This is a genomic window from Shigella sp. SIG6 (assembly GCF_053555815.1).
The window spans coordinates 1-20,675 of record NZ_JBQZXC010000046.1 but is presented as its reverse complement, the minus strand read 5'-3'; the positions used below and the strand labels follow the sequence as shown (position 1 = coordinate 20,675).

At 51.1% G+C, this 20,675-nt stretch carries 21 protein-coding genes and 3 pseudogenes; 18 read left to right on the top strand and 6 right to left on the bottom strand.

Translation table 11 applies throughout. The features are described from left to right. Nucleotides 1–46: 46 nt before the first annotated feature. Nucleotides 47–466 carry a thioredoxin TrxC gene (trxC, locus tag ACUU1M_RS10120; protein WP_001098726.1) on the bottom strand — a complete coding sequence of 140 codons (420 nt, stop codon included), beginning with the start codon at nt 464–466 and terminating at the stop codon, nt 47–49. A 206-nt stretch (nt 467–672) separates the two neighbouring features. Here trxC and ACUU1M_RS10115 point away from each other — a divergent pair, with 206 nt between their 5' ends. Further along, nucleotides 673–1,710 (top strand): tRNA/rRNA methyltransferase, encoded by a 1,038-nt coding sequence (locus ACUU1M_RS10115; protein WP_000997396.1) that lies wholly within the window; start codon nt 673–675, stop codon nt 1,708–1,710. A 47-nt stretch (nt 1,711–1,757) separates the two neighbouring features. Here ACUU1M_RS10115 and ung read toward each other — a convergent pair whose 3' ends face one another. Continuing rightward, complete coding sequence (gene ung, locus ACUU1M_RS10110; protein ID WP_001262716.1) at nt 1,758–2,447, bottom strand: uracil-DNA glycosylase; 690 nt, start codon at nt 2,445–2,447, stop codon at nt 1,758–1,760. A gap of 304 nt (nt 2,448–2,751) precedes the next feature. On the opposite strand from ung, the gene grcA reads away from it, so the two are divergent. After that, the gene (gene grcA, locus ACUU1M_RS10105) at nt 2,752–3,135 is read left to right on the top strand and encodes an autonomous glycyl radical cofactor GrcA (RefSeq protein WP_000627807.1); all 384 of its coding nucleotides are present in this window, start codon (nt 2,752–2,754) and stop codon (nt 3,133–3,135) included. Between the two features lie 55 nt (nt 3,136–3,190). Here grcA and eamB read toward each other — a convergent pair whose 3' ends face one another. Continuing rightward, nucleotides 3,191–3,778, bottom strand: coding sequence for a cysteine/O-acetylserine transporter (gene eamB, locus ACUU1M_RS10100; protein WP_005076397.1), 588 nt, complete (start codon nt 3,776–3,778; stop codon nt 3,191–3,193). 102 nt (nt 3,779–3,880) lie between these two features. Here eamB and ACUU1M_RS10095 point away from each other — a divergent pair. Then, a pseudogene (locus ACUU1M_RS10095) lies at nt 3,881–4,753 on the top strand (LysR family transcriptional regulator); the annotation flags it as partial. 43 nt (nt 4,754–4,796) lie between these two features. Here ACUU1M_RS10095 and srmB read toward each other — a convergent pair. After that, nucleotides 4,797–6,131, bottom strand: coding sequence for an ATP-dependent RNA helicase SrmB (srmB, locus tag ACUU1M_RS10090; protein WP_000219193.1), 1,335 nt, complete (start codon nt 6,129–6,131; stop codon nt 4,797–4,799). A gap of 131 nt (nt 6,132–6,262) precedes the next feature. On the opposite strand from srmB, the gene trmN reads away from it, so the two are divergent. Next, nucleotides 6,263–7,000 carry a tRNA(1)(Val) (adenine(37)-N(6))-methyltransferase TrmN gene (gene trmN, locus ACUU1M_RS10085; protein ID WP_001298974.1) on the top strand — a complete coding sequence of 246 codons (738 nt, stop codon included), beginning with the start codon at nt 6,263–6,265 and terminating at the stop codon, nt 6,998–7,000. On the opposite strand, the gene nadB is transcribed toward trmN, so the two are convergent. Beyond that, on the bottom strand, nt 6,985–8,607 hold the full coding sequence (gene nadB / locus ACUU1M_RS10080) for an L-aspartate oxidase (protein WP_001094459.1): 1,623 nt from the start codon (nt 8,605–8,607) through the stop codon (nt 6,985–6,987). The genes trmN and nadB overlap by 16 nt on opposite strands. A gap of 255 nt (nt 8,608–8,862) precedes the next feature. Here nadB and rseD point away from each other — a divergent pair, with 255 nt between their 5' ends. The 13 genes and pseudogenes from rseD (at nt 8,863) to shoB (ending at nt 18,909) form a co-directional block, all read left to right on the top strand. Then, the gene (gene rseD, locus ACUU1M_RS10075; RefSeq protein ID WP_001303621.1) at nt 8,863–9,018 is read left to right on the top strand and encodes a rpoE leader peptide RseD; all 156 of its coding nucleotides are present in this window, start codon (nt 8,863–8,865) and stop codon (nt 9,016–9,018) included. After that, on the top strand, nt 9,015–9,590 hold the full coding sequence (gene rpoE / locus ACUU1M_RS10070) for an RNA polymerase sigma factor RpoE (protein WP_001295364.1): 576 nt from the start codon (nt 9,015–9,017) through the stop codon (nt 9,588–9,590). The genes rseD and rpoE overlap by 4 nt, the downstream gene beginning before the upstream one ends. A gap of 32 nt (nt 9,591–9,622) precedes the next feature. Continuing rightward, a pseudogene (gene rseA / locus ACUU1M_RS10065) lies at nt 9,623–10,273 on the top strand (anti-sigma-E factor RseA). Beyond that, on the top strand, nt 10,273–11,229 hold the full coding sequence (rseB, locus tag ACUU1M_RS10060) for a sigma-E factor regulatory protein RseB (protein WP_000812053.1): 957 nt from the start codon (nt 10,273–10,275) through the stop codon (nt 11,227–11,229). Before rseA ends, rseB begins: the two are co-directional and overlap by 1 nt. Continuing rightward, nucleotides 11,226–11,705 carry a SoxR-reducing system protein RseC gene (gene rseC / locus ACUU1M_RS10055; RefSeq protein WP_000589070.1) on the top strand — a complete coding sequence of 160 codons (480 nt, stop codon included), beginning with the start codon at nt 11,226–11,228 and terminating at the stop codon, nt 11,703–11,705. The genes rseB and rseC overlap by 4 nt, the downstream gene beginning before the upstream one ends. Before the next feature lie 197 nt (nt 11,706–11,902). Next, a complete protein-coding gene (gene lepA, locus ACUU1M_RS10050) occupies nt 11,903–13,702 on the top strand; it encodes a translation elongation factor 4 (RefSeq protein ID WP_000790168.1) in 1,800 nt (599 codons plus the stop codon). A 15-nt stretch (nt 13,703–13,717) separates the two neighbouring features. Further along, a complete protein-coding gene (gene lepB, locus ACUU1M_RS10045) occupies nt 13,718–14,692 on the top strand; it encodes a signal peptidase I (RefSeq protein ID WP_000002542.1) in 975 nt (324 codons plus the stop codon). Between the two features lie 271 nt (nt 14,693–14,963). Next, nucleotides 14,964–15,644 (top strand): ribonuclease III, encoded by a 681-nt coding sequence (rnc, locus tag ACUU1M_RS10040; protein WP_001068343.1) that lies wholly within the window; start codon nt 14,964–14,966, stop codon nt 15,642–15,644. After that, the gene (gene era / locus ACUU1M_RS10035) at nt 15,641–16,546 is read left to right on the top strand and encodes a GTPase Era (RefSeq protein ID WP_000020746.1); all 906 of its coding nucleotides are present in this window, start codon (nt 15,641–15,643) and stop codon (nt 16,544–16,546) included. The genes rnc and era overlap by 4 nt, the downstream gene beginning before the upstream one ends. Before the next feature lie 11 nt (nt 16,547–16,557). Continuing rightward, on the top strand, nt 16,558–17,286 hold the full coding sequence (recO, locus tag ACUU1M_RS10030; RefSeq protein WP_000399396.1) for a DNA repair protein RecO: 729 nt from the start codon (nt 16,558–16,560) through the stop codon (nt 17,284–17,286). Between the two features lie 11 nt (nt 17,287–17,297). Further along, nucleotides 17,298–18,029 (top strand): pyridoxine 5'-phosphate synthase, encoded by a 732-nt coding sequence (pdxJ, locus tag ACUU1M_RS10025; RefSeq protein ID WP_004969731.1) that lies wholly within the window; start codon nt 17,298–17,300, stop codon nt 18,027–18,029. Then, nucleotides 18,029–18,409 carry a holo-ACP synthase gene (acpS, locus tag ACUU1M_RS10020; protein WP_000986029.1) on the top strand — a complete coding sequence of 127 codons (381 nt, stop codon included), beginning with the start codon at nt 18,029–18,031 and terminating at the stop codon, nt 18,407–18,409. The genes pdxJ and acpS overlap by 1 nt, the downstream gene beginning before the upstream one ends. 419 nt (nt 18,410–18,828) lie before the next feature. Then, nucleotides 18,829–18,909 (top strand): type I toxin-antitoxin system toxin ShoB, encoded by an 81-nt coding sequence (gene shoB / locus ACUU1M_RS10015; protein WP_000128776.1) that lies wholly within the window; start codon nt 18,829–18,831, stop codon nt 18,907–18,909. A 193-nt stretch (nt 18,910–19,102) separates the two neighbouring features. Here the strand turns inward: shoB and yfhL are convergent, their stop codons facing one another. Continuing rightward, entirely contained in the window at nt 19,103–19,363 is a 261-nt protein-coding gene (gene yfhL / locus ACUU1M_RS10010) for a 4Fe-4S dicluster ferredoxin YfhL (RefSeq protein ID WP_000054756.1), read from the bottom strand. 214 nt (nt 19,364–19,577) lie between these two features. On the opposite strand from yfhL, the pseudogene ACUU1M_RS10005 reads away from it, so the two are divergent. Continuing rightward, a pseudogene (locus tag ACUU1M_RS10005) lies at nt 19,578–20,675 on the top strand (tyrosine-type recombinase/integrase); the annotation flags it as partial.

Genomic DNA, 20,675 nt, shown 5'->3' with positions numbered 1-20,675 from the left:
ATTGTCGCAGAGGAGAAAACGGGGCACAAGATGCGCCCCGGTAAGATTAAAGAGATTCGTTCAGCCAGCTATCGAACGGCGCTTTCGGTACTGCGCCATTAAGCATGTCGACAACCTGACCGTTTTTGAAAATCATGATCGTCGGTATACTACGAATTCCAAAGCGACTGCTCAATTCACGTTCAGCTTCGGTATTCACTTTCACAAAGCGCACTTTACCGCTACGCTCTTGCGCGACATCTTCAAAAATTGGTGCGAAATTACGGCAGGGGCCGCACCACGGTGCCCAGAAGTCGATCACCACAGGTAGATCATCCTTCAGCAATTTGTCGAGTGTTTCACCGGTCGCATTAATCACCTCTCCGTCAAACAAGTCGTGACCGCAGCGTCCGCATTTTGCCGCATCTTCGATCCGATCGTCGGGAATGCGATTGATGGCCTGACAATGGGTACAAACGGTATTCATAACTAACCTCGGGATGAGTAAGGAGACTTATCGGCAACGACGCCGGTATGTTTCTAATATGTTACATATTATCGGGGACATTGTTCCAGACAACAATCTGTTTTATTCAATAGGTATGATAGTCGCAGGCTTTGGTACGAAATCATGGCGAACCGCGCGGACTTCGGGTAATCTGCGCGCTTCGCGCAGCGCTGGTGGAGAAAAGCATGAACGATGAAATGAAAGGTAAAAGCGGCAAGGTCAAAGTGATGTATGTCCGCAGTGATGATGATTCTGATAAACGTACCCACAACCCGCGTACCGGGAAAGGGGGCGGGCGTCCAGGAAAATCTCGTGCTGACGGTGGCCGTCGCCCCGCCCGCGATGACAAACAGAGTCAGCCCCGTGACCGCAAGTGGGAAGATTCGCCGTGGCGCACGGTTTCCCGCGCGCCGGGTGATGAGACGCCGGAAAAGGCCGATCACGGTGGCATCAGTGGTAAAAGTTTTATTGATCCGGAAGTGTTGCGTCGTCAGCGTGCGGAAGAAACCCGCGTCTACGGCGAAAACGCCTGTCAGGCACTGTTCCAGAGCCGTCCGGAAGCGATTGTTCGCGCCTGGTTTATCCAGAGTGTAACGCCGCGTTTTAAAGAAGCCTTGCGCTGGATGGCAGCAAACCGCAAAGCGTACCATGTGGTGGATGAAGCGGAATTGACAAAAGCGTCAGGCACGGAACATCACGGCGGCGTTTGCTTCCTGATCAAAAAGCGTAACGGTACAACCGTGCAGCAGTGGGTAATCCAGGCAGGCGCGCAGGATTGCGTTCTGGCACTGGAAAACGAATCTAACCCGCATAACCTGGGTGGCATGATGCGCAGCTGCGCGCACTTCGGCGTGAAAGGTGTCGTGGTGCAGGATGCGGCACTGCTGGAGTCGGGGGCGGCTATCCGTACCGCAGAAGGCGGCGCAGAGCACGTTCAGCCGATTACTGGCGACAACATTGTTAACGTGCTGGATGATTTCCGTCAGGCAGGTTACACCGTAGTGACCACTTCCAGCGAGCAGGGTAAACCGCTGTTCAAAACCAGTCTGCCAGCGAAAATGGTACTGGTGCTGGGTCAGGAATATGAAGGGTTACCGGATGCCGCACGCGATCCGAACGATCTGCGCGTGAAGATTGACGGTACGGGCAACGTTGCCGGGCTGAATATCTCTGTCGCAACCGGCGTTTTGCTTGGTGAATGGTGGCGTCAGAATAAAGCCTGATAAATCAGCCGGGTGGCAACTCTGCCATCCGGCATTTCCCCGCAAATTTACTCACTCTCTGCCGGTAATACTGGCATCCAGTCAATCGGCGTCTCGCCACGTTGTTCCAGCCACTGATTTGCCAGCACAAAATGGTTGCAGCCAAAGAATCCACGATGCGCCGAAAGCGGCGACGGATGCGGTGCTTTCAGTACATGATGGCGTTGCTTATCTATAATCGCCCCTTTCTTTTGCGCATGTGATCCCCACAACAAAAACACCACGCCTTCGCGGTGCTGGTTAATCAGGCTGATGACTTTATCAGTAAACGTCTCCCAACCGAGGCTGGCGTGGGAATGCGCCTGACCTGCGCGAACCGTCAACACAGTATTGAGCAGCAGAACGCCCTGACGCGCCCAGCTTTCGAGATAGCCATGATTAGGGCGGGTGAAGCCCGGAATAGTATTTTCCAGCTCTTTATACATATTCAATAATGACGGAGGAATGGCAATGCCGGGACGAACGGAAAATGCCAGACCATGCGCCTGTCCCGGTCCGTGATAAGGATCCTGGCCGAGAATCACCACTTTAACGTCACCCAACTCGGTAAAGCGGAACGCGTTAAAGACATCTTTTTGTGGTGGATAGATAGTGACGCCGGACTGCCGCTCGCTGGCGACGGTCTGAAGGGTATTAAGAAAATAAGGTTGTTGCTTCTCTTCAGCCAGCACGTCATGCCAGGTTAATTCGTTAGCCATCTTGCTCTCCTGCGAATCTTCAATCCGCCTAGCTTAACTGCTTCTTTCTACAGAACAAAATCATGCTCATTTTTTAGACTTAAACGAGTGCAAAAAAATGTAAATTGGTAAAATTTCACACCCGCATAAGTTGATGTAAAACAATAAAATCCATTTACGACCACAATCGATGTGTGGTTTTTGTTGATTTAAATCAAAGAATCAAGGGTGGTTGAGGAGTATATATACACTCAAGCAACAATGGTTTTACCAATTGGCCGCGACAGGCTGAACAAATCAAATAATTTTGCCGGGGAGGCATCACATGATTACAGGTATCCAGATTACTAAAGCCGCTAACGACGATCTGCTGAACTCTTTCTGGCTGCTGGACAGCGAAAAAGGCGAAGCACGTTGCATCGTTGCAAAAGCAGGTTATGCAGAAGATGAAGTGGTTGCAGTAAGCAAACTGGGTGACATTGAATACCGTGAAGTTCCAGTAGAAGTGAAACCAGAAGTTCGCGTTGAAGGTGGTCAACACCTGAACGTTAACGTTCTGCGTCGTGAAACTCTGGAAGATGCAGTTAAGCATCCGGAAAAATATCCGCAGCTGACCATCCGTGTATCCGGTTATGCAGTTCGCTTTAACTCTCTGACTCCGGAACAGCAGCGCGACGTTATCGCTCGTACCTTTACTGAAAGCCTGTAAGGCTTAAGTAGCAAGTTACTAAGCGGAAGAGGGCGACCTCTTCCGCTTTTTTTCGTTAATAGAAAATGCGTACCGCGCAATAGACCAGCAACAGGGCAAGCACGATATTTAACTGGCGACCATACTGGCGAAACAATCGCTGAAACAGATGCCCCGCCAGCGCCCAGCACACATTGCCAAACGTCCCAATCATCGCCAGCAAAACGCTGACGCCAACTGCCCAGCTTAGCGCCTGTGTTTGCGGCAGAACAAACGTCGACAGTGCCGTAACACCGTACAAAATGATTTTGACGTTCACAAACTGCAAAGCAAAGCTGGCCCAAAAGCTGATTGGTTTTGCCTGAAGTCCGTCTTCCTTTGTTGGGCTGGTGGCGATTTTCCACGCCAGCCAGACAATATATGCCGCCCCCGCCCAACTCAAAAGGTGTACCGCTGCCGGGTCAATCACTGCCAGTGAAAATGAAATGCCCGCACACAGTAACATCACAATCAAAAATCCCAGACTCATCCCTGCCAGCACGCGGGTACTTTGACGAAATCCATGCGACGTAGCAGAGCTAAGGGCGAGAATATTGTTCGGTCTTGGCGTCATAGCGGTAATCAGGGTGTAAGTCCAAAAAGCACTTAAAAGGATCGGTGTCACTTGTTATCTCCTCTGTTTTGGTAGACAGTACCCGATACGGAACATTTAAAAAAATGAATGTTTTTATATTCTAAATTCGATATTTTCGATAGGTTTGGGATTATGGATCTGCGCCGTTTTATTACGCTTAAAACCGTGGTGGAAGAGGGGGCCTTTTTGCGAGCTTCGCAAAAATTGTGCTGTACACAATCGACGGTGACTTTTCATATTCAGCAGCTTGAGCAGGAGTTTTCAGTCCAGTTATTTGAGAAAATTGGCCGACGGATGTGCCTTACCCGCGAAGGAAAAAAGTTGCTGCCGCACATTTATGAACTTACCCGAGTGATGGATACGCTTCGTGAGGCTGCCAAAAAGGAGTCAGATCCGGACGGGGAACTACGCGTTGTTTCGGGCGAAACGTTGCTCTCTTACCGAATGCCGCAGGTGTTGCAGCGTTTTCGGCAACGCGCACCAAAAGTGCGTTTATCGTTGCAGGCGCTGAACTGTTACGTGATCCGTGATGCGCTACTGAATGATGAGGCCGATGTCGGCGTCTTTTATCGCGTAGGGAATGATGATGCCCTGAACCGACGAGAGTTGGGTGAACAATCGCTGGTGCTGGTGGCTTCACCACAAATTGCAGATGTCGATTTTACTGAGCCGGGAAGACATAACGCCTGTAGCTTTATTATCAACGAACCGCAATGTGTCTTCCGGCAGATATTTGAGAGCACGCTGCGACAGCGGCGGATCACGGTGGAAAACACCATTGAGCTTATAAGTATCGAAAGCATCAAGCGTTGTGTCGCGGCGAATATCGGTGTCAGTTACTTGCCCCACTTTGCGGTGGAAAAAGAGCTTGAGAGCGGAGAATTAATTGAATTGCCTTTTGGCGAACAGTCGCAGACCATTACGGCAATGTGCGCACATCATGCTGGAAAAGCGGTTAGCCCGGCGATGCACATTTTTATTCAGTGTGTTGAAGAGTGTTTTGTGGTTGCGTAAAAAAACAATGCCGGGCTTAAACCCGGCATTGAGATTACTCTTCTGTCGTTTGCGGTGGCACGCCCGTTCCGCTCGGTTTACGGCGCTTACCAATATTTTTGGTGTCGCGATGGCGTTTTTTCACCCGCGGCTTCTCTTTCTCTTTAGCTTTTTTCTTCTCGGCGCGTTTTGCCAGTACTTTCTTCGATGGCTTGCCGGTCTGCTTCTCGCTTGGCGCACGCGTTTTCGGGCGTAACTCATCAATAACGCGAGCTTTAATCGGCTCTTCAATGTAACGGCCAACCTTGCCCAGCAGCAAATGGTCATGGGCTTCCACCAGCGAAATTGCGGTGCCTTTACGACCGGCGCGCGCGGTACGTCCGATACGATGCAAATAAGTATCGCCACTGCGCGGCATATCGAAGTTAAAGACGTGGCTGACGTCAGGAATGTCGATACCGCGCGCGGCAACATCGGTGGCAACCAGTACGTTTACGCGGCCTTCGGTCAGGCGTTTAATTGCTTCGTTACGCTTGCCTTGTACCATCTCACCTTCGAGATAGCAGTTGTTGATGCCCGCTTCGCGCAGCCAGTTTGCCAGCTCATGCACACGTTCACGCTTACGCACAAACACGATTGAGCGAGTCGCTTCAGGCTGTTTTAACAGGTGCACCAGCAATGCGGTTTTATGTTCCAGGTCATCGGCGCGGTAATACCACTGATGAATTTTTTTGCGCTCACGGGTGGACGGATTGGCAGAAACTTCCACCGGATCTTCCAGCAGACGCTCGGCAAAGTCCTGAATCGCATCGCCTTCCAGCGTTGCCGAAAAGAGCAGGGTCTGTTTACGCCAGCGAGTTTCGCCAGCAATATGTTCGATATCCTGAGCGAAGCCCATATCCAGCATACGGTCTGCTTCGTCGAGGATCAGCGTTTCAACCGCGCGGCAATCGAAGTTCTCTTCTTTTATGTATTGCAGCAGACGTCCGGTCGTGGCGACCACGATGTCCTGATTTTCGCTGAACACTTCCGCGTGGTTCATATAGGCTACGCCGCCGGTGATGGTGGCGATATCCAGATGCGTATGTTTCGCCAGTTCGCGGGCATGATCGGCCACCTGCATCGCCAGCTCGCGAGTTGGGGTGAGGATCAAAATACGCGGCGGACCGGATTTCTTACGTGGGAAATCGAGCAGGTGCTGCAACGCTGGCAGCAGATACGCCGCCGTTTTACCGGTGCCTGTCGGCGCAGAACCGAGTACATCACGGCCATCGAGCGCAGGCGGAATGGCGGCAGCCTGAATGGCGGTCGGGCGAGTGAAACCTTTATCCTGGAGGGCTTCCAGCAGGCTTTCGTCGAGTTCAAGTTCGGAAAAAGTCGTTACAGTCATGTTCTACCTCTGTGTGGGGCGCTGATTATAGACGTTACGGCTGCAATCTTCATCTGTTTGTATGGATATCGCTTCTCGGGTATTGTTCTCACCCGGTGCTATCGCCGTTTTTCCTGCAAGGTTTTATTTTCATGTCACAGTCTACATCCGTGCTTCGTCGTAATGGATTTACTTTTAAACAGTTTTTTGTTGCTCACGATCGCTGTGCGATGAAAGTGGGAACGGATGGCATTTTGCTGGGCGCATGGGCACCGGTGGCTGGGGTGAAACGTTGCCTTGATATCGGCGCGGGTAGCGGGTTGCTGGCACTGATGCTGGCGCAGCGAACCAGTGACAGCGTGATAATTGATGCCGTTGAGCTGGAAAGTGAAGCTGCCGCGCAGGCGCAGGAAAATATCAACCAGTCCCCGTGGGCAGAGCGGATTAACGTCCATACGGCGGATATTCAGCAGTGGATCACACAGCAGACAGTACGTTTCGATTTAATCATCAGTAACCCACCTTACTATCAGCAGGGAGTAGAGTGCGCGACACCTCAACGGGAACAGGCTCGCTATACCACTACGCTTGATCACCCATCGCTGCTGACCTGTGCGGCGGAGTGCATTACCGAAGAGGGATTTTTCTGCGTGGTGCTGCCAGAGCAGATTGGTAATGGTTTTACTGAACTGGCATTAAGCATGGGCTGGCATTTACGTTTGCGGACGGATGTGGCGGAAAACGAAGCGCGACTGCCGCATCGGGTGCTGCTGGCATTCTCCCCGCAGGCGGGAGAATGCTTTAGCGATCGCTTAGTCATTCGTGGGCCAGACCAGAACTATTCCGAAGCGTATACGGCGCTGACCCAGGCTTTTTATCTGTTTATGTAATGATTGCCGGGGGAAAGGATCGATGGACCGGAATGCGTGAGCAGTTCCGGGTAATCCAGCGTAAAATGCAGCCCCCGGCTTTCTTTGCGCATCATCGCGCAGCGAACAATCAACTCGGCAACCTGTACCAGATTACGCAGCTCCAGCAAATTATTTGAGACGCGGAAATGGGCGTAATATTCGTCTATTTCTTGTTGGAGCATGGTTATCCGCCGCAGGGCGCGTTCCAGGCGCTTCGTTGTGCGCACAATGCCAACGTAATCCCACATAAACAGCCGTAGCTCGTGCCAGTTATGCTGAATTACTACCCGTTCGTCAGGGTTCTCAACGCGGCTTTCATCCCACGGCGGTAACGTACTGACGCCGTGGGCATAAGGCATACGTCTGGTGATATCTTCTGCCGCCGACCAGCCATAGACCAGACACTCCAGCAATGAATTCGAGGCCATGCGGTTAGCGCCGTGTAAGCCGGTATAACTCACCTCGCCAATGGCATACAAGCCCTCGACGTCCGTACGCCCATGATCATCAACCATTACACCACCGCAGGTATAGTGTGCAGCAGGCACAATCGGTACCGGTTCTTGTGTGAGATCAATCCCCAGCCCGAGCAATTTTTCATAAATCATCGGGAAATGCTGGCGAATAAAATCGGCGGGCTTATGGCTGATGTCGAGGAACATACAATCTGCGCCGAGGCGTTTCATTTCATGGTCAATGGCGCGGGCGACAATATCGCGCGGGGCCAGTTCGCCGCGCTCATCAAAATCGGGCATAAAACGCGTGCCATCCGGGCGCTTGAGATAAGCGCCTTCGCCGCGCAGTGCTTCCGTTAACAGGAAATTGCGTGCCTGTGGGTGATACAGTGCGGTAGGGTGGAACTGATTAAATTCGAGATTGGCAACCCGACAGCCCGCGCGCCACGCCATAGCAATGCCATCGCCAGAAGAAATATCCGGATTGGTGGTGTACTGATACACCTTCGACGCACCGCCGGTTGCCAGTACCACTGCTTTTGCGTGGCAGGTTTCCACCGTTTCTTTATTTCGGTTCCATACCCACGCGCCTACAACCCGTCGCGTGCCCGGCAGGCCAATTTTGTCAGAGACAATCAGATCAACTGCGTTGCTGCGCTCCAGCACACGAATATTCGGATGGTTCTGCGCCTTGCTCACCAGCGTGGATTGTACTTCTCTACCGGTGGCGTCGGCGGCATGAAGAATACGACGGTGACTATGTCCACCTTCACGGGTCAGATGGTAGCTTTCTTCGCCATTCGGTTGAACGTGGGTATCAAACAAAACCCCCTGGTCAATTAACCATTGCACACAGGAACGAGCATTGCTGGCGACAAATTCAACTGCATGGCGATCGCAAATACCAGCCCCGGCAATCAATGTGTCTTCCACATGCGAGTCAATGCTGTCAGTTTCATCAAACACGGCGGCAATACCGCCCTGGGCATAAAATGTTGAACCTTCCGTTATCGGGCCTTTACTTAGAACGATGACCTGATGCTGGTCAGCCAGGCGTAGCGCCAGTGAAAGTCCGGCTGCGCCGCTACCAATAATCAACACGTCACATGAATGTTCAGGGAGAGTATTCATTTTCTTTGTTTAATTTACTAAACATTGTTTGGTCAGCATAGCATCATGTTGTGCTAATAAACACCTGCTATTTTAATATTTGTTACAGTGGCTAAACACGTTGACGCAGGGCGGCGAGAAAAAGAGAAGTTACTGGCTGGTGGAGGATTAGGTGGTGAAATAAAAAGGCCGTTGGGTTACTCTTCAGGCAGTTAAATGGGCATTTCTACACAGATAATGCGATGTTCAGATTCTGTAGACTTATAATGATAGATAATGATCCGTCTACAGCATGACAAACAAAAACAGATGCGTTACGGAACTTTACAAAAACGAGACACTCTAACCCTTTGCTTGCTCAAATTGCAGCTAATGGAGTGGCGTTTCGATAGCGCGTGGAAATTTGGTTTGGGGAGACTTTACCTCGGATGAGCGAGCAGTTAACGGACCAGGTCCTGGTTGAACGGGTCCAGAAGGGAGATCAGAAAGCCTTTAACTTACTGGTAGTGCGCTATCAGCATAAAGTGGCGAGTCTGGTTTCCCGCTATGTGCCGTCGGGTGATGTTCCCGATGTGGTACAAGAAGCTTTTATTAAAGCCTATCGTGCGCTGGATTCGTTCCGGGGAGATAGCGCTTTTTATACATGGCTGTATCGGATTGCTGTAAATACAGCGAAAAATTACCTGGTTGCTCAGGGGCGTCGTCCACCTTCCAGTGATGTGGATGCCATTGAAGCTGAAAACTTCGAAAGTGGCGGCGCGTTGAAAGAAATTTCGAACCCTGAGAACTTAATGTTGTCAGAAGAACTGAGACAGATAGTTTTCCGAACTATTGAGTCCCTCCCGGAAGATTTGCGCATGGCAATAACCTTGCGGGAGCTGGATGGCCTGAGCTATGAAGAGATAGCCGCTATCATGGATTGTCCGGTAGGTACGGTGCGTTCACGTATCTTCCGAGCGAGGGAAGCTATTGATAACAAAGTTCAACCGCTTATCAGGCGTTGACGATAGCGGGATACTGGATAAGGGTATTAGGCATGCAGAAAGAACAACTTTCCGCTTTAATGGATGGCGAAACGCTGGATAGTGAGCTGCTTAACGAACTGGCTCATAACCCAGAAATGCAGAAAACCTGGGAAAGCTATCACTTAATCCGTGATTCAATGCGGGGTGATACTCCCGAGGTGCTCCATTTCGATATCTCTTCACGCGTGATGGCCGCCATTGAAGAAGAGCCAGTACGTCAACCGGCGACATTGATCCCGGAAGCCCAGCCTGCGCCGCATCAATGGCAGAAAATGCCATTCTGGCAGAAAGTACGTCCGTGGGCGGCACAGCTTACCCAAATGGGCGTAGCCGCATGCGTATCGCTTGCAGTTATCGTTGGCGTCCAGCACTATAATGGACAATCTGAAACGTCCCAGCAGCCCGAAACGCCGGTATTTAATACACTGCCGATGATGGGTAAAGCCAGCCCGGTAAGCCTGGGAGTACCTTCTGAAGCGACCGCAAACAATGGTCAACAGCAGCAGGTACAGGAGCAGCGTCGTCGCATTAATGCAATGTTGCAGGATTACGAACTGCAACGCCGACTCCACTCTGAACAGCTTCAGTTTGAGTAGGCGCAAACCCAGCAAGCCGCTGTACAGGTGCCAGGAATTCAAACTTTAGGAACGCAATCGCAGTAATGAAGCAACTTTGGTTTGCCATGTCATTAGTGACAGGTAGCCTGTTATTCTCTGCTAACGCCTCGGCCACTCCCGCGTCCGGGGCGTTATTACAGCAGATGAACCTGGCCAGTCAGTCACTGAATTACGAGCTGTCATTCATCAGCATCAATAAACAGGGTGTTGAGTCTCTGCGTTATCGACATGCACGCCTCGATAACCGTCCTCTTGCACAATTGTTGCAAATGGATGGCCCGCGCCGGGAAGTGGTACAGCGCGGCAATGAAATCAGCTATTTTGAACCGGGACTTGAACCGTTCACGCTTAATGGCGATTACATTGTTGATTCTCTGCCATCGCTTATCTATACCGATTTCAAACGCCTTTCTCCTTACTACGACTTTATCTCCGTCGGGCGCACGCGTATTGCTGATCGTCTTTGCGAAGTCATTCGCGTGGTTGCCCGAGATGGTACACGCTACAGCTACATCGTGTGGATGGACACCGAATCGAAATTACCGATGCGGGTTGATCTCCTTGATCGCGATGGTGAAACGCTGGAACAATTTCGCGTGATTGCTTTTAACGTCAATCAGGATATCAGCAGCAGTATGCAGACGCTGGCGAAGGCAAATTTGCCGCCGTTGCTTTCTGTTCCTGTAGGTGAAAAAGCTAAATTCAGCTGGACGCCAACCTGGTTGCCACAGGGTTTTAGCGAAGTTTCCAGTAGTCGACGTCCGCTACCGACGATGGACAACATGCCTATCGAATCACGTCTCTATTCCGACGGATTATTCAGCTTCTCGGTAAACGTTAACCGCGCTACGCCATCGAGCACCGATCAGATGTTGCGCACCGGACGCAGAACCGTCAGTACAAGCGTACGTGATAACGCCGAAATCACCATTGTCGGTGAACTGCCGCCGCAAACGGCGAAACGCATTGCCGAGAATATTAAGTTCGGGGCAGCGCAATGATCAAAGAGTGGGCTACCGTCGTCTCCTGGCAAAACGGGCAGGCGCTGGTCAGTTGTGATGTTAAAGCTTCATGCAGCAGCTGCGCTTCACGCGCCGGTTGCGGTAGCCGCGTGTTGAATAAACTTGGCCCGCAAACCACGCATACCATTGTCGTACCCTGTGATGAGCCGTTAGTGCCGGGGCAAAAAGTGGAATTGGGGATCGCCGAAGGCAGCCTGCTTAGCTCCGCATTACTGGTTTATATGTCGCCGCTGGTGGGATTATTCCTCATCGCTTCGCTATTTCAGCTACTCTTTGCTTCTGACGTCGCAGCATTATGTGGTGCGGTCCTCGGCGGTATTGGCGGGTTCCTGATTGCGCGCGGCTACTCGCGTAAGTTTGCTGCCCGGGCAGAATGGCAACCGATCATCTTAAGCGTGGCATTGCCGCCTGGCCTTGTGCGATTTGAAACATCTTCGGAAGACGCGAGCCAGTGATTTCACTGGCTTTGTTGCATTTTGCATAACAAATGCGAGGACGTTTCCAGATACCACAATCCATACGGTATGAACATTTCCTCGCCTCAATGTTGTAGTGTAGAATGCGGCGTTTCTATTAATACAGACGTTAAGCTCAGAACAGCGACTTCTAAAAGCCTGGTTAACCGGGCATTAAGGCACAATAATCATACTTTATGAAGAATATACGTAACTTTTCGATCATAGCTCACATTGACCACGGTAAATCGACGCTGTCTGACCGTATTATCCAGATCTGCGGTGGCCTGTCTGACCGTGAAATGGAGGCGCAGGTTCTCGATTCCATGGATCTTGAGCGTGAGCGTGGCATTACCATCAAAGCGCAAAGCGTGACGCTGGACTACAAAGCGTCTGACGGCGAAACCTATCAGCTTAACTTTATCGACACCCCGGGCCACGTAGACTTCTCCTATGAAGTTTCCCGTTCGCTGGCTGCCTGTGAAGGTGCATTGCTGGTGGTCGACGCCGGGCAGGGCGTAGAAGCGCAAACCTTGGCAAACTGCTACACCGCCATGGAAATGGATCTCGAAGTGGTGCCGGTACTGAACAAGATTGACCTGCCGGCAGCCGATCCTGAACGCGTGGCGGAAGAAATTGAAGATATCGTCGGCATCGACGCCACCGATGCAGTGCGCTGTTCTGCGAAAACCGGCGTTGGCGTGCAGGACGTTCTCGAACGTCTGGTGCGCGACATTCCGCCGCCGGAAGGCGATCCGGAAGGCCCGTTGCAGGCACTAATTATCGACTCCTGGTTCGACAACTACCTGGGCGTTGTTTCACTTATCCGTATTAAAAACGGCACCCTGCGTAAGGGCGACAAAGTGAAAGTCATGAGTACCGGGCAGACCTATAACGCCGACCGTCTGGGCATCTTCACGCCGAAACAGGTTGACCGCACTGAACTGAAATGTGGCGAAGTAGGCTGGCTCGTATGTGCGATTAAAGATATCCACGGCGCTCCAGTCGGCGATACCTTAACGCTGGCGCGTAATCCGGCAGAAAAGGCGCTGCCTGGCTTTAAGAAAGTCAAACCGCAGGTATACGCCGGTCTGTTCCCGGTAAGTTCCGACGACTATGAAGCCTTCCGTGACGCGCTGGGTAAACTCAGCCTGAACGATGCCTCACTGTTCTATGAGCCGGAAAGCTCCAGCGCGCTGGGCTTTGGTTTCCGCTGCGGCTTCCTTGGCCTGCTGCACATGGAGATCATCCAGGAGCGTCTGGAACGTGAATACGATCTGGATCTGATCACCACTGCGCCGACCGTAGTGTATGAAGTTGAAACCACGTCAAGGGAAGTTATCTACGTCGACAGCCCATCCAAGCTGCCTGCGGTAAATAACATTTACGAACTGCGCGAGCCGATTGCAGAGTGTCACATGCTGCTGCCGCAGGCATATCTCGGCAACGTTATTACGCTGTGCGTAGAAAAACGCGGCGTGCAGACCAATATGGTTTACCACGGTAATCAGGTGGCGCTGACGTACGAGATCCCGATGGCGGAAGTGGTGCTCGACTTCTTCGATCGCCTGAAATCTACCTCGCGTGGTTATGCGTCTCTGGATTACAACTTCAAACGCTTCCAGGCGTCCGACATGGTACGTGTAGACGTATTAATCAACGGTGAACGTGTTGATGCGTTGGCGTTGATCACCCACCGTGATAATTCGCAAAACCGCGGTCGCGAGTTGGTGGAGAAGATGAAAGATCTGATCCCACGCCAGCAGTTTGATATCGCCATTCAGGCAGCGATTGGTACGCACATTATTGCGCGATCCACCGTGAAACAGCTGCGTAAAAACGTACTGGCTAAATGTTATGGCGGCGATATCAGCCGTAAGAAAAAGCTGCTGCAGAAGCAGAAAGAAGGTAAGAAACGCATGAAGCAGATCGGTAACGTTGAGCTGCCGCAGGAAGCGTTCCTCGCCATTCTGCACGTCGGCAAAGACAACAAATAACCCTTAGGAGTTGGCATGGCGAATATGTTTGCCCTGATTCTGGTGATTGCCACACTGGTGACGGGCATTTTATGGTGCGTGGATAAATTCTTTTTCGCACCTAAACGGCGGGAACGTCAGGCAGCGGCGCAGGCGGCTGCCGGTGACTCACTGGATAAAGCAACGTTGAAAAAGGTTGCACCGAAGCCTGGCTGGCTGGAAACCGGAGCTTCTGTTTTTCCGGTGCTGGCTATCGTATTGATTGTACGTTCGTTTATTTATGAACCGTTCCAGATCCCGTCAGGTTCGATGATGCCGACTCTGTTAATCGGTGATTTTATTCTGGTAGAGAAGTTTGCTTATGGCATTAAAGATCCTATCTACCAGAAAACGCTGATCGAAACCGGTCATCCGAAACGCGGCGATATCGTGGTCTTTAAATATCCGGAAGATCCAAAGCTTGATTACATCAAGCGCGCGGTGGGTTTACCGGGCGATAAAGTCACTTACGATCCGGTCTCAAAAGAGCTGACGATTCAACCGGGATGCAGTTCCGGCCAGGCGTGTGAAAACGCGCTGCCGGTCACCTACTCAAACGTGGAACCGAGCGATTTCGTTCAGACCTTCTCACGCCGTAATGGTGGGGAAGCGACCAGCGGATTCTTTGAAGTGCCGAAAAACGAAACCAAAGAAAATGGAATTCGTCTTTCCGAGCGTAAAGAGACACTGGGTGATGTGACGCACCGAATTCTGACAGTGCCGATTGCGCAGGACCAGGTGGGGATGTATTACCAGCAGCCAGGGCAACAACTGGCAACCTGGATTGTTCCGCCGGGACAATACTTCATGATGGGCGACAACCGCGACAACAGCGCGGACAGCCGTTACTGGGGCTTTGTGCCTGAAGCGAATCTGGTCGGTCGGGCCACGGCTATCTGGATGAGCTTCGATAAGCAAGAAGGCGAATGGCCGACTGGTGTGCGCTTAAGTCGCATTGGCGGCATCCATTAATAGCCATCTTCGTTCACGTTGTCGCCGTTATGGCGACAACGTGAATTATTTATGAGATAAATCTCCCGTGGCTAACGACATCCCCCGTCGTTGTGTATAGAATATTCCCCCGAAATTTAAGGTTGGCACCTCCAGGTTGCCACGGCACACGAAACAGCGTTGGTCCCCATATACCGCTAAACTGAAACTGCAGCGAAGCAGTTAGCAGAGCCATGTATATCAGGTCTGTTTCGTGTGCTGAATTGTTGACGCATTTATTTATTGGTATCGCATGAACCCCATCGTAATTAATCGGCTTCAACGGAAGCTGGGCTACACTTTTAATCATCAGGAACTGTTGCAGCAGGCATTAACTCATCGTAGTGCCAGCAGCAAACATAACGAGCGTTTAGAATTTTTAGGCGACTCTATTCTGAGCTACGTTATCGCCAATGCGCTTTATCACCGTTTCCCTCGTGTGGATGAAGGCGATATGAGCCGGATGCGCGCCACGCTGGTCCGTGGCAATACGCTGGCGGAACTGGCGCGCGAATTTGAGTTAGGCGAGTGCTTACGTTTAGGGCCAGGTGAACTTAAAAGCGGTGGATTTCGTCGTGAGTCAATTCTCGCCGACACCGTCGAAGCATTAATTGGTGGCGTATTCCTCGACAGTGATATTCAAACCGTCGAGAAATTAATCCTTAACTGGTATCAAACTCGTCTGGACGAAATTAGCCCAGGCGATAAACAAAAAGATCCGAAAACGCGCTTGCAAGAATATTTGCAGGGTCGCCATCTGCCGCTGCCGACTTATCTGGTAGTCCAGGTACGTGGCGAAGCGCACGATCAGGAATTTACTATCCACTGCCAGGTCAGCGGCCTGAGTGAACCGGTGGTTGGCACAGGTTCAAGCCGTCGTAAGGCTGAGCAGGCTGCCGCCGAACAGGCGTTGAAAAAACTGGAGCTGGAATGAGCATCGATAAAAGTTACTGCGGATTTATTGCCATCGTCGGACGTCCGAACGTTGGCAAATCCACATTGTTGAACAAACTGCTGGGGCAGAAAATCTCCATCACCTCCCGCAAGGCGCAGACAACTCGTCACCGCATTGTGGGGATCCATACTGAAGGCGCGTATCAGGCGATCTACGTCGATACACCGGGCCTGCATATGGAAGAAAAACGCGCCATTAACCGCCTGATGAACAAAGCGGCGAGCAGCTCTATTGGCGATGTTGAGCTGGTGATTTTTGTCGTTGAAGGCACCCGCTGGACGCCGGACGACGAAATGGTGCTCAACAAACTGCGCGAAGGCAAAGCGCCGGTAATCCTCGCGGTGAACAAAGTGGACAACGTGCAGGAGAAAGCCGATCTGCTGCCGCACCTGCAGTTCTTGGCAAGCCAGATGAACTTCCTCGATATCGTGCCAATCTCTGCCGAAACCGGGCTGAATGTTGACACTATTGCGGCAATCGTGCGTAAGCATCTGCCTGAAGCGACTCATCACTTCCCGGAAGATTACATCACCGATCGCTCACAGCGTTTTATGGCGTCTGAAATCATCCGCGAAAAACTGATGCGTTTCCTTGGCGCTGAACTGCCGTACTCCGTGACCGTGGAGATCGAATGTTTCGTCTCTAACGAACGCGGCGGTTATGACATCAACGGTTTGATTCTCGTTGAGCGTGAAGGGCAGAAGAAGATGGTTATTGGCAACAAAGGGGCCAAGATCAAAACCATCGGGATTGAAGCGCGTAAAGACATGCAGGAAATGTTCGAAGCGCCTGTCCACCTTGAACTGTGGGTAAAAGTGAAATCAGGTTGGGCCGACGACGAACGCGCACTGCGCAGTCTCGGTTATGTTGACGATCTTTAAGAGTCACTCCGATGGAAGGCTGGCAGCGCGCATTTGTCCTGCATAGTCGCCCGTGGAGCGAAACCAGCCTGATGCTGGACGTCTTCACAGAGGAATCGGGTCGCGTGCGTCTGGTTGCCAAAGGCGCACGCTCTAAACGCTCTACTCTGAAAGGTGCATTACAGCCTTTCACCCCTCTCTTGCTACGTTTTGGCGGGCGTGGCGAAGTCAAAACGCTGCGCAGTGCTGAAGCTGTCTCACTGGCGCTGCCATTAAGCGGTATCACGCTTTACAGCGGTCTGTACATCAACGAACTTCTCTCCCGCGTACTGGAATACGAGACGCGCTTCTCTGAACTCTTTTTCGATTACTTGCACTGCATTCAGTCTCTTGCAGGTGCCACTGGTACGCCAGAACCCGCGCTGCGCCGCTTTGAACTGGCACTACTCGGGCATCTGGGCTATGGCGTCAATTTTACCCATTGCGCGGGTAGCGGCGAGCCGGTAGATGACACCATGACGTATCGTTATCGCGAAGAAAAAGGGTTTATCACAAGCGTCGTTATCGACAATAAAACGTTCACCGGAAGGCAGTTAAAAGCGTTAAACGCGCGGGAATTTCCTGACGCAGACACACTACGCGCCGCGAAACGCTTTACCCGAATGGCGCTTAAGCCGTATCTTGGCGGTAAACCATTAAAGAGCAGGGAACTGTTCCGGCAGTTTATGCCTAAGCGAACGGTGAAAACACATTATGAATGATGAGGATTGTCATGGCTGAATTACTGTTAGGCGTCAACATTGACCATATTGCAACGCTGCGTAACGCACGCGGTACTGCTTACCCGGATCCGGTGCAGGCGGCGTTTATTGCCGAGCAGGCGGGAGCGGACGGCATTACCGTGCATTTACGTGAAGATCGCCGCCACATTACTGACCGCGATGTGCGCATCCTGCGGCAGACGCTGGATACCCGAATGAATCTGGAGATGGCAGTGACCGAAGAGATGCTGGCGATCGCCGTTGAGACGAAGCCACATTTTTGCTGCTTGGTACCGGAAAAGCGTCAGGAAGTAACAACCGAAGGCGGCCTGGACGTTGCAGGGCAGCGTGAAAAAATACGCGATGCCTGCAAACGTCTGGCAGATGCCGGGATTCAGGTTTCTCTGTTTATCGACGCCGATGAAGAGCAGATCAAAGCTGCGGCAGAGGTTGGCGCACCGTTTATCGAGATCCACACCGGTTGCTATGCTGATGCCAAAACTGACGCCGAACAGGCGCAAGAGCTGGTGCGTATCGCCAAAGCCGCGACCTTTGCCGCTAGTCTCGGTCTGAAAGTTAACGCCGGACACGGTCTGACCTATCACAACGTGAAAGCCATTGCCGCCATCCCTGAGATGCATGAACTGAATATCGGTCATGCCATTATTGGCCGTGCAGTGATGACCGGACTGAAAGATGCGGTGGCAGAAATGAAGCGTCTGATGCTGGAAGCGCGTGGCTAATGGCAATATTAGGTTTAGGCACGGATATCGTAGAGATCGCTCGCATAGAAGCAGTGATCGCCCGATCCGGTGAGCGCCTGGCACGCCGCGTATTAAGCGATAACGAATGGGCAATCTGGAAAACGCACCACCAGCCGGTGCGTTTTCTGGCGAAGCGTTTTGCTGTGAAAGAAGCCGCAGCAAAAGCGTTTGGCACCGGGATCCGCAATGGTCTGGCGTTTAATCAATTTGAAGTATTCAATGATGAGCTCGGCAAACCACGGCTACGGCTATGGGGTGAGGCATTAAAACTGGCGGAAAAGCTCGGCGTTGTAAATATGCATGTAACGCTGGCAGATGAACGCCACTATGCTTGTGCCACGGTAATTATTGAAAGTTAAAATAATACCGTTCTCTTTAAAAAGTAAAACCCCCGAACTGGTAAGGAACGGGGGTTTTACTTTTTAACTTTAATTTTGTGCAGCATGCACCCTCAACAACAGCGATTATGGATCAGTGTACTTATCTTTTACAAGCAACTTGCAATCTTTAGCATAAAAACTCGAGCCTTTACGAAGAAAGCAATATTGATGGAAAGATTAACGTGACCGCCAATTCGTAAGTACATTAAAATTGGCTTCGTTATTGAAGATTTTGCTGTGCTTTACACCATGCCACAGAATTCCCCCATTGAAACGAGTGGTGCCGTCAAAGCTCTGGTGTGGAGTGCAGCATGCACCCTCAATAACTCGCACGTTCAGTTTTGGGGAGATGTAAGGGCTAATCTGAATGGCTGCATTCCTTGTTTAAGGAAAAACGAATGACTGATTGCCGATACCTGATTAAACGGGTCATCAAAATCATCATTGCTGTTTTACAGCTGATCCTTCTGTTCTTATAACACAAGGAAACGTACTTAAGGTGCGTCCGGTGAACCAATCGGACGCGCCTTTAATAACTATAAATAAGTGTCTTGGCAGATACTATATAAATTAACTTAGTGAATGATTATGCTAATGTCATCAATTAAATAAATATAATGGCGTTAAGGCTTCCCAGTAATATAATTAATACTCTACTTCCAGAGTAGAATATTAAATTTTATCCGCGTGGTGCATCAGCACAAATTTATCCCACAACTGTTCTTCTGTCTCGACATGCGCCGGATCTTTCACAATAGTATTGGGGATCGGGCACACCTTCTGGCAGGTTGGTGTCTCGTAGTGCCCTACGCATTCGGTACACTTATCGCTGTTAATTTCGTAGATATGATCTCTCATTGAAATCGCCTCATTCGGGCATTCGGGTTCACACATATCACAATTAATACAGCGTTTAGTAATTAGTAAAGACATTTCAATGGATTACCGTTAAATTATTTTAAAATCAGTAAGTTGTATCGAGTTTGTATGCTTTACTGTCATTAACTTACTGTATGTTGATCCAGTGTATTTAACCTTGATAAACTCAGCCCAGCAACACAAAACCGCAACACATTGCATTTTGTCCCGTAGAAAAGACTTGTATGTGTGAGCTTGTTTTCTGCGCCTACGCAGATAAGGATTGAGAATGCCGCGCACTGTAACACATAATCCGGATAGCCCCAATAATGACGATGTTTTAGCCGCATCTGAAAAATGGGACGCCTGTAAACCCCCCTATACCAGCGCACACATGAAAATCTGTGTTGCTGCCGCCAAAATCATCCTCGCTGCTTCCGGCGTGGCTCGCCGTTCCAAATACGAAAAAGAGAACTATCTCCGTATCGATTTCAGCAAAGCCGGTAAGGTTACATTTTACGCCGAGTTTCCAAAAAAGATGGGCCTCAAAGGTAAAAAGCTCGGCGAGTGGCCGGAGCTCGCTATCCAGCTGGCGCGCGAAAAAGCACTAGGTATGGCTGACGGTGGACTGCGGGCAGAGTCCGTACATGCAGCGCTGGAAATGTACCGGGATGACCTCAAAGCCAAAGTAGCCCGGCAGAAGCTGAGCCCGGACAGTTTCACAACCTACGGGGTGCGTATCGACCGGATTAAAGCAACGTTCGGCGAGCGTGAGGTGTTCAGCGACGTAACATACAATCGGCTGGTGGAAGTGCTGGACGAGTGGATCGCCACTCGCTCGAACAATAACGCCCTGGAGTTGTTTGCCGAGCTCCGTCGGTTCTGGAAGTTCTGCGCACCTACTCTTTGCAACGGCCGCAATGTTGCCGCCAGTCTGCCAGATGATTATGTTTCCTCCCGCGTACAGAAACCTACCCCCACACGGCTTTTTACCGATATTGAATCAATCGCCCGACTCTGGCTCAATGTTGCTGCCTGCACCTCTGTACACCAGAAGAATGCTGTTCGCTTCATGATCATCACTGGTGTTCGTCCGATTAATGTCCATAACCTGCGCTGGGACTACGTTTACGAGGAGGCTGGTGAAATTGTTTATCCGGAAGGGGTTATCGGCATGCGAGGGGCTATGAAAACACAAAAGGCTTTCCGCCTGCCGATAACGCCCTGAGATCCGGCGGATTATCGACGAGCAGAAAGCCTGGCGTGATTCAGTTCCTGAGTGCAACAGGGATTATGTATTTTTGCAGCCACGTGATCCAATGCAGCCATTTTCAAAACGATCACTGGATAAGCTGGTGAAAACATACAGCCCGGACGGGGCTGTAAA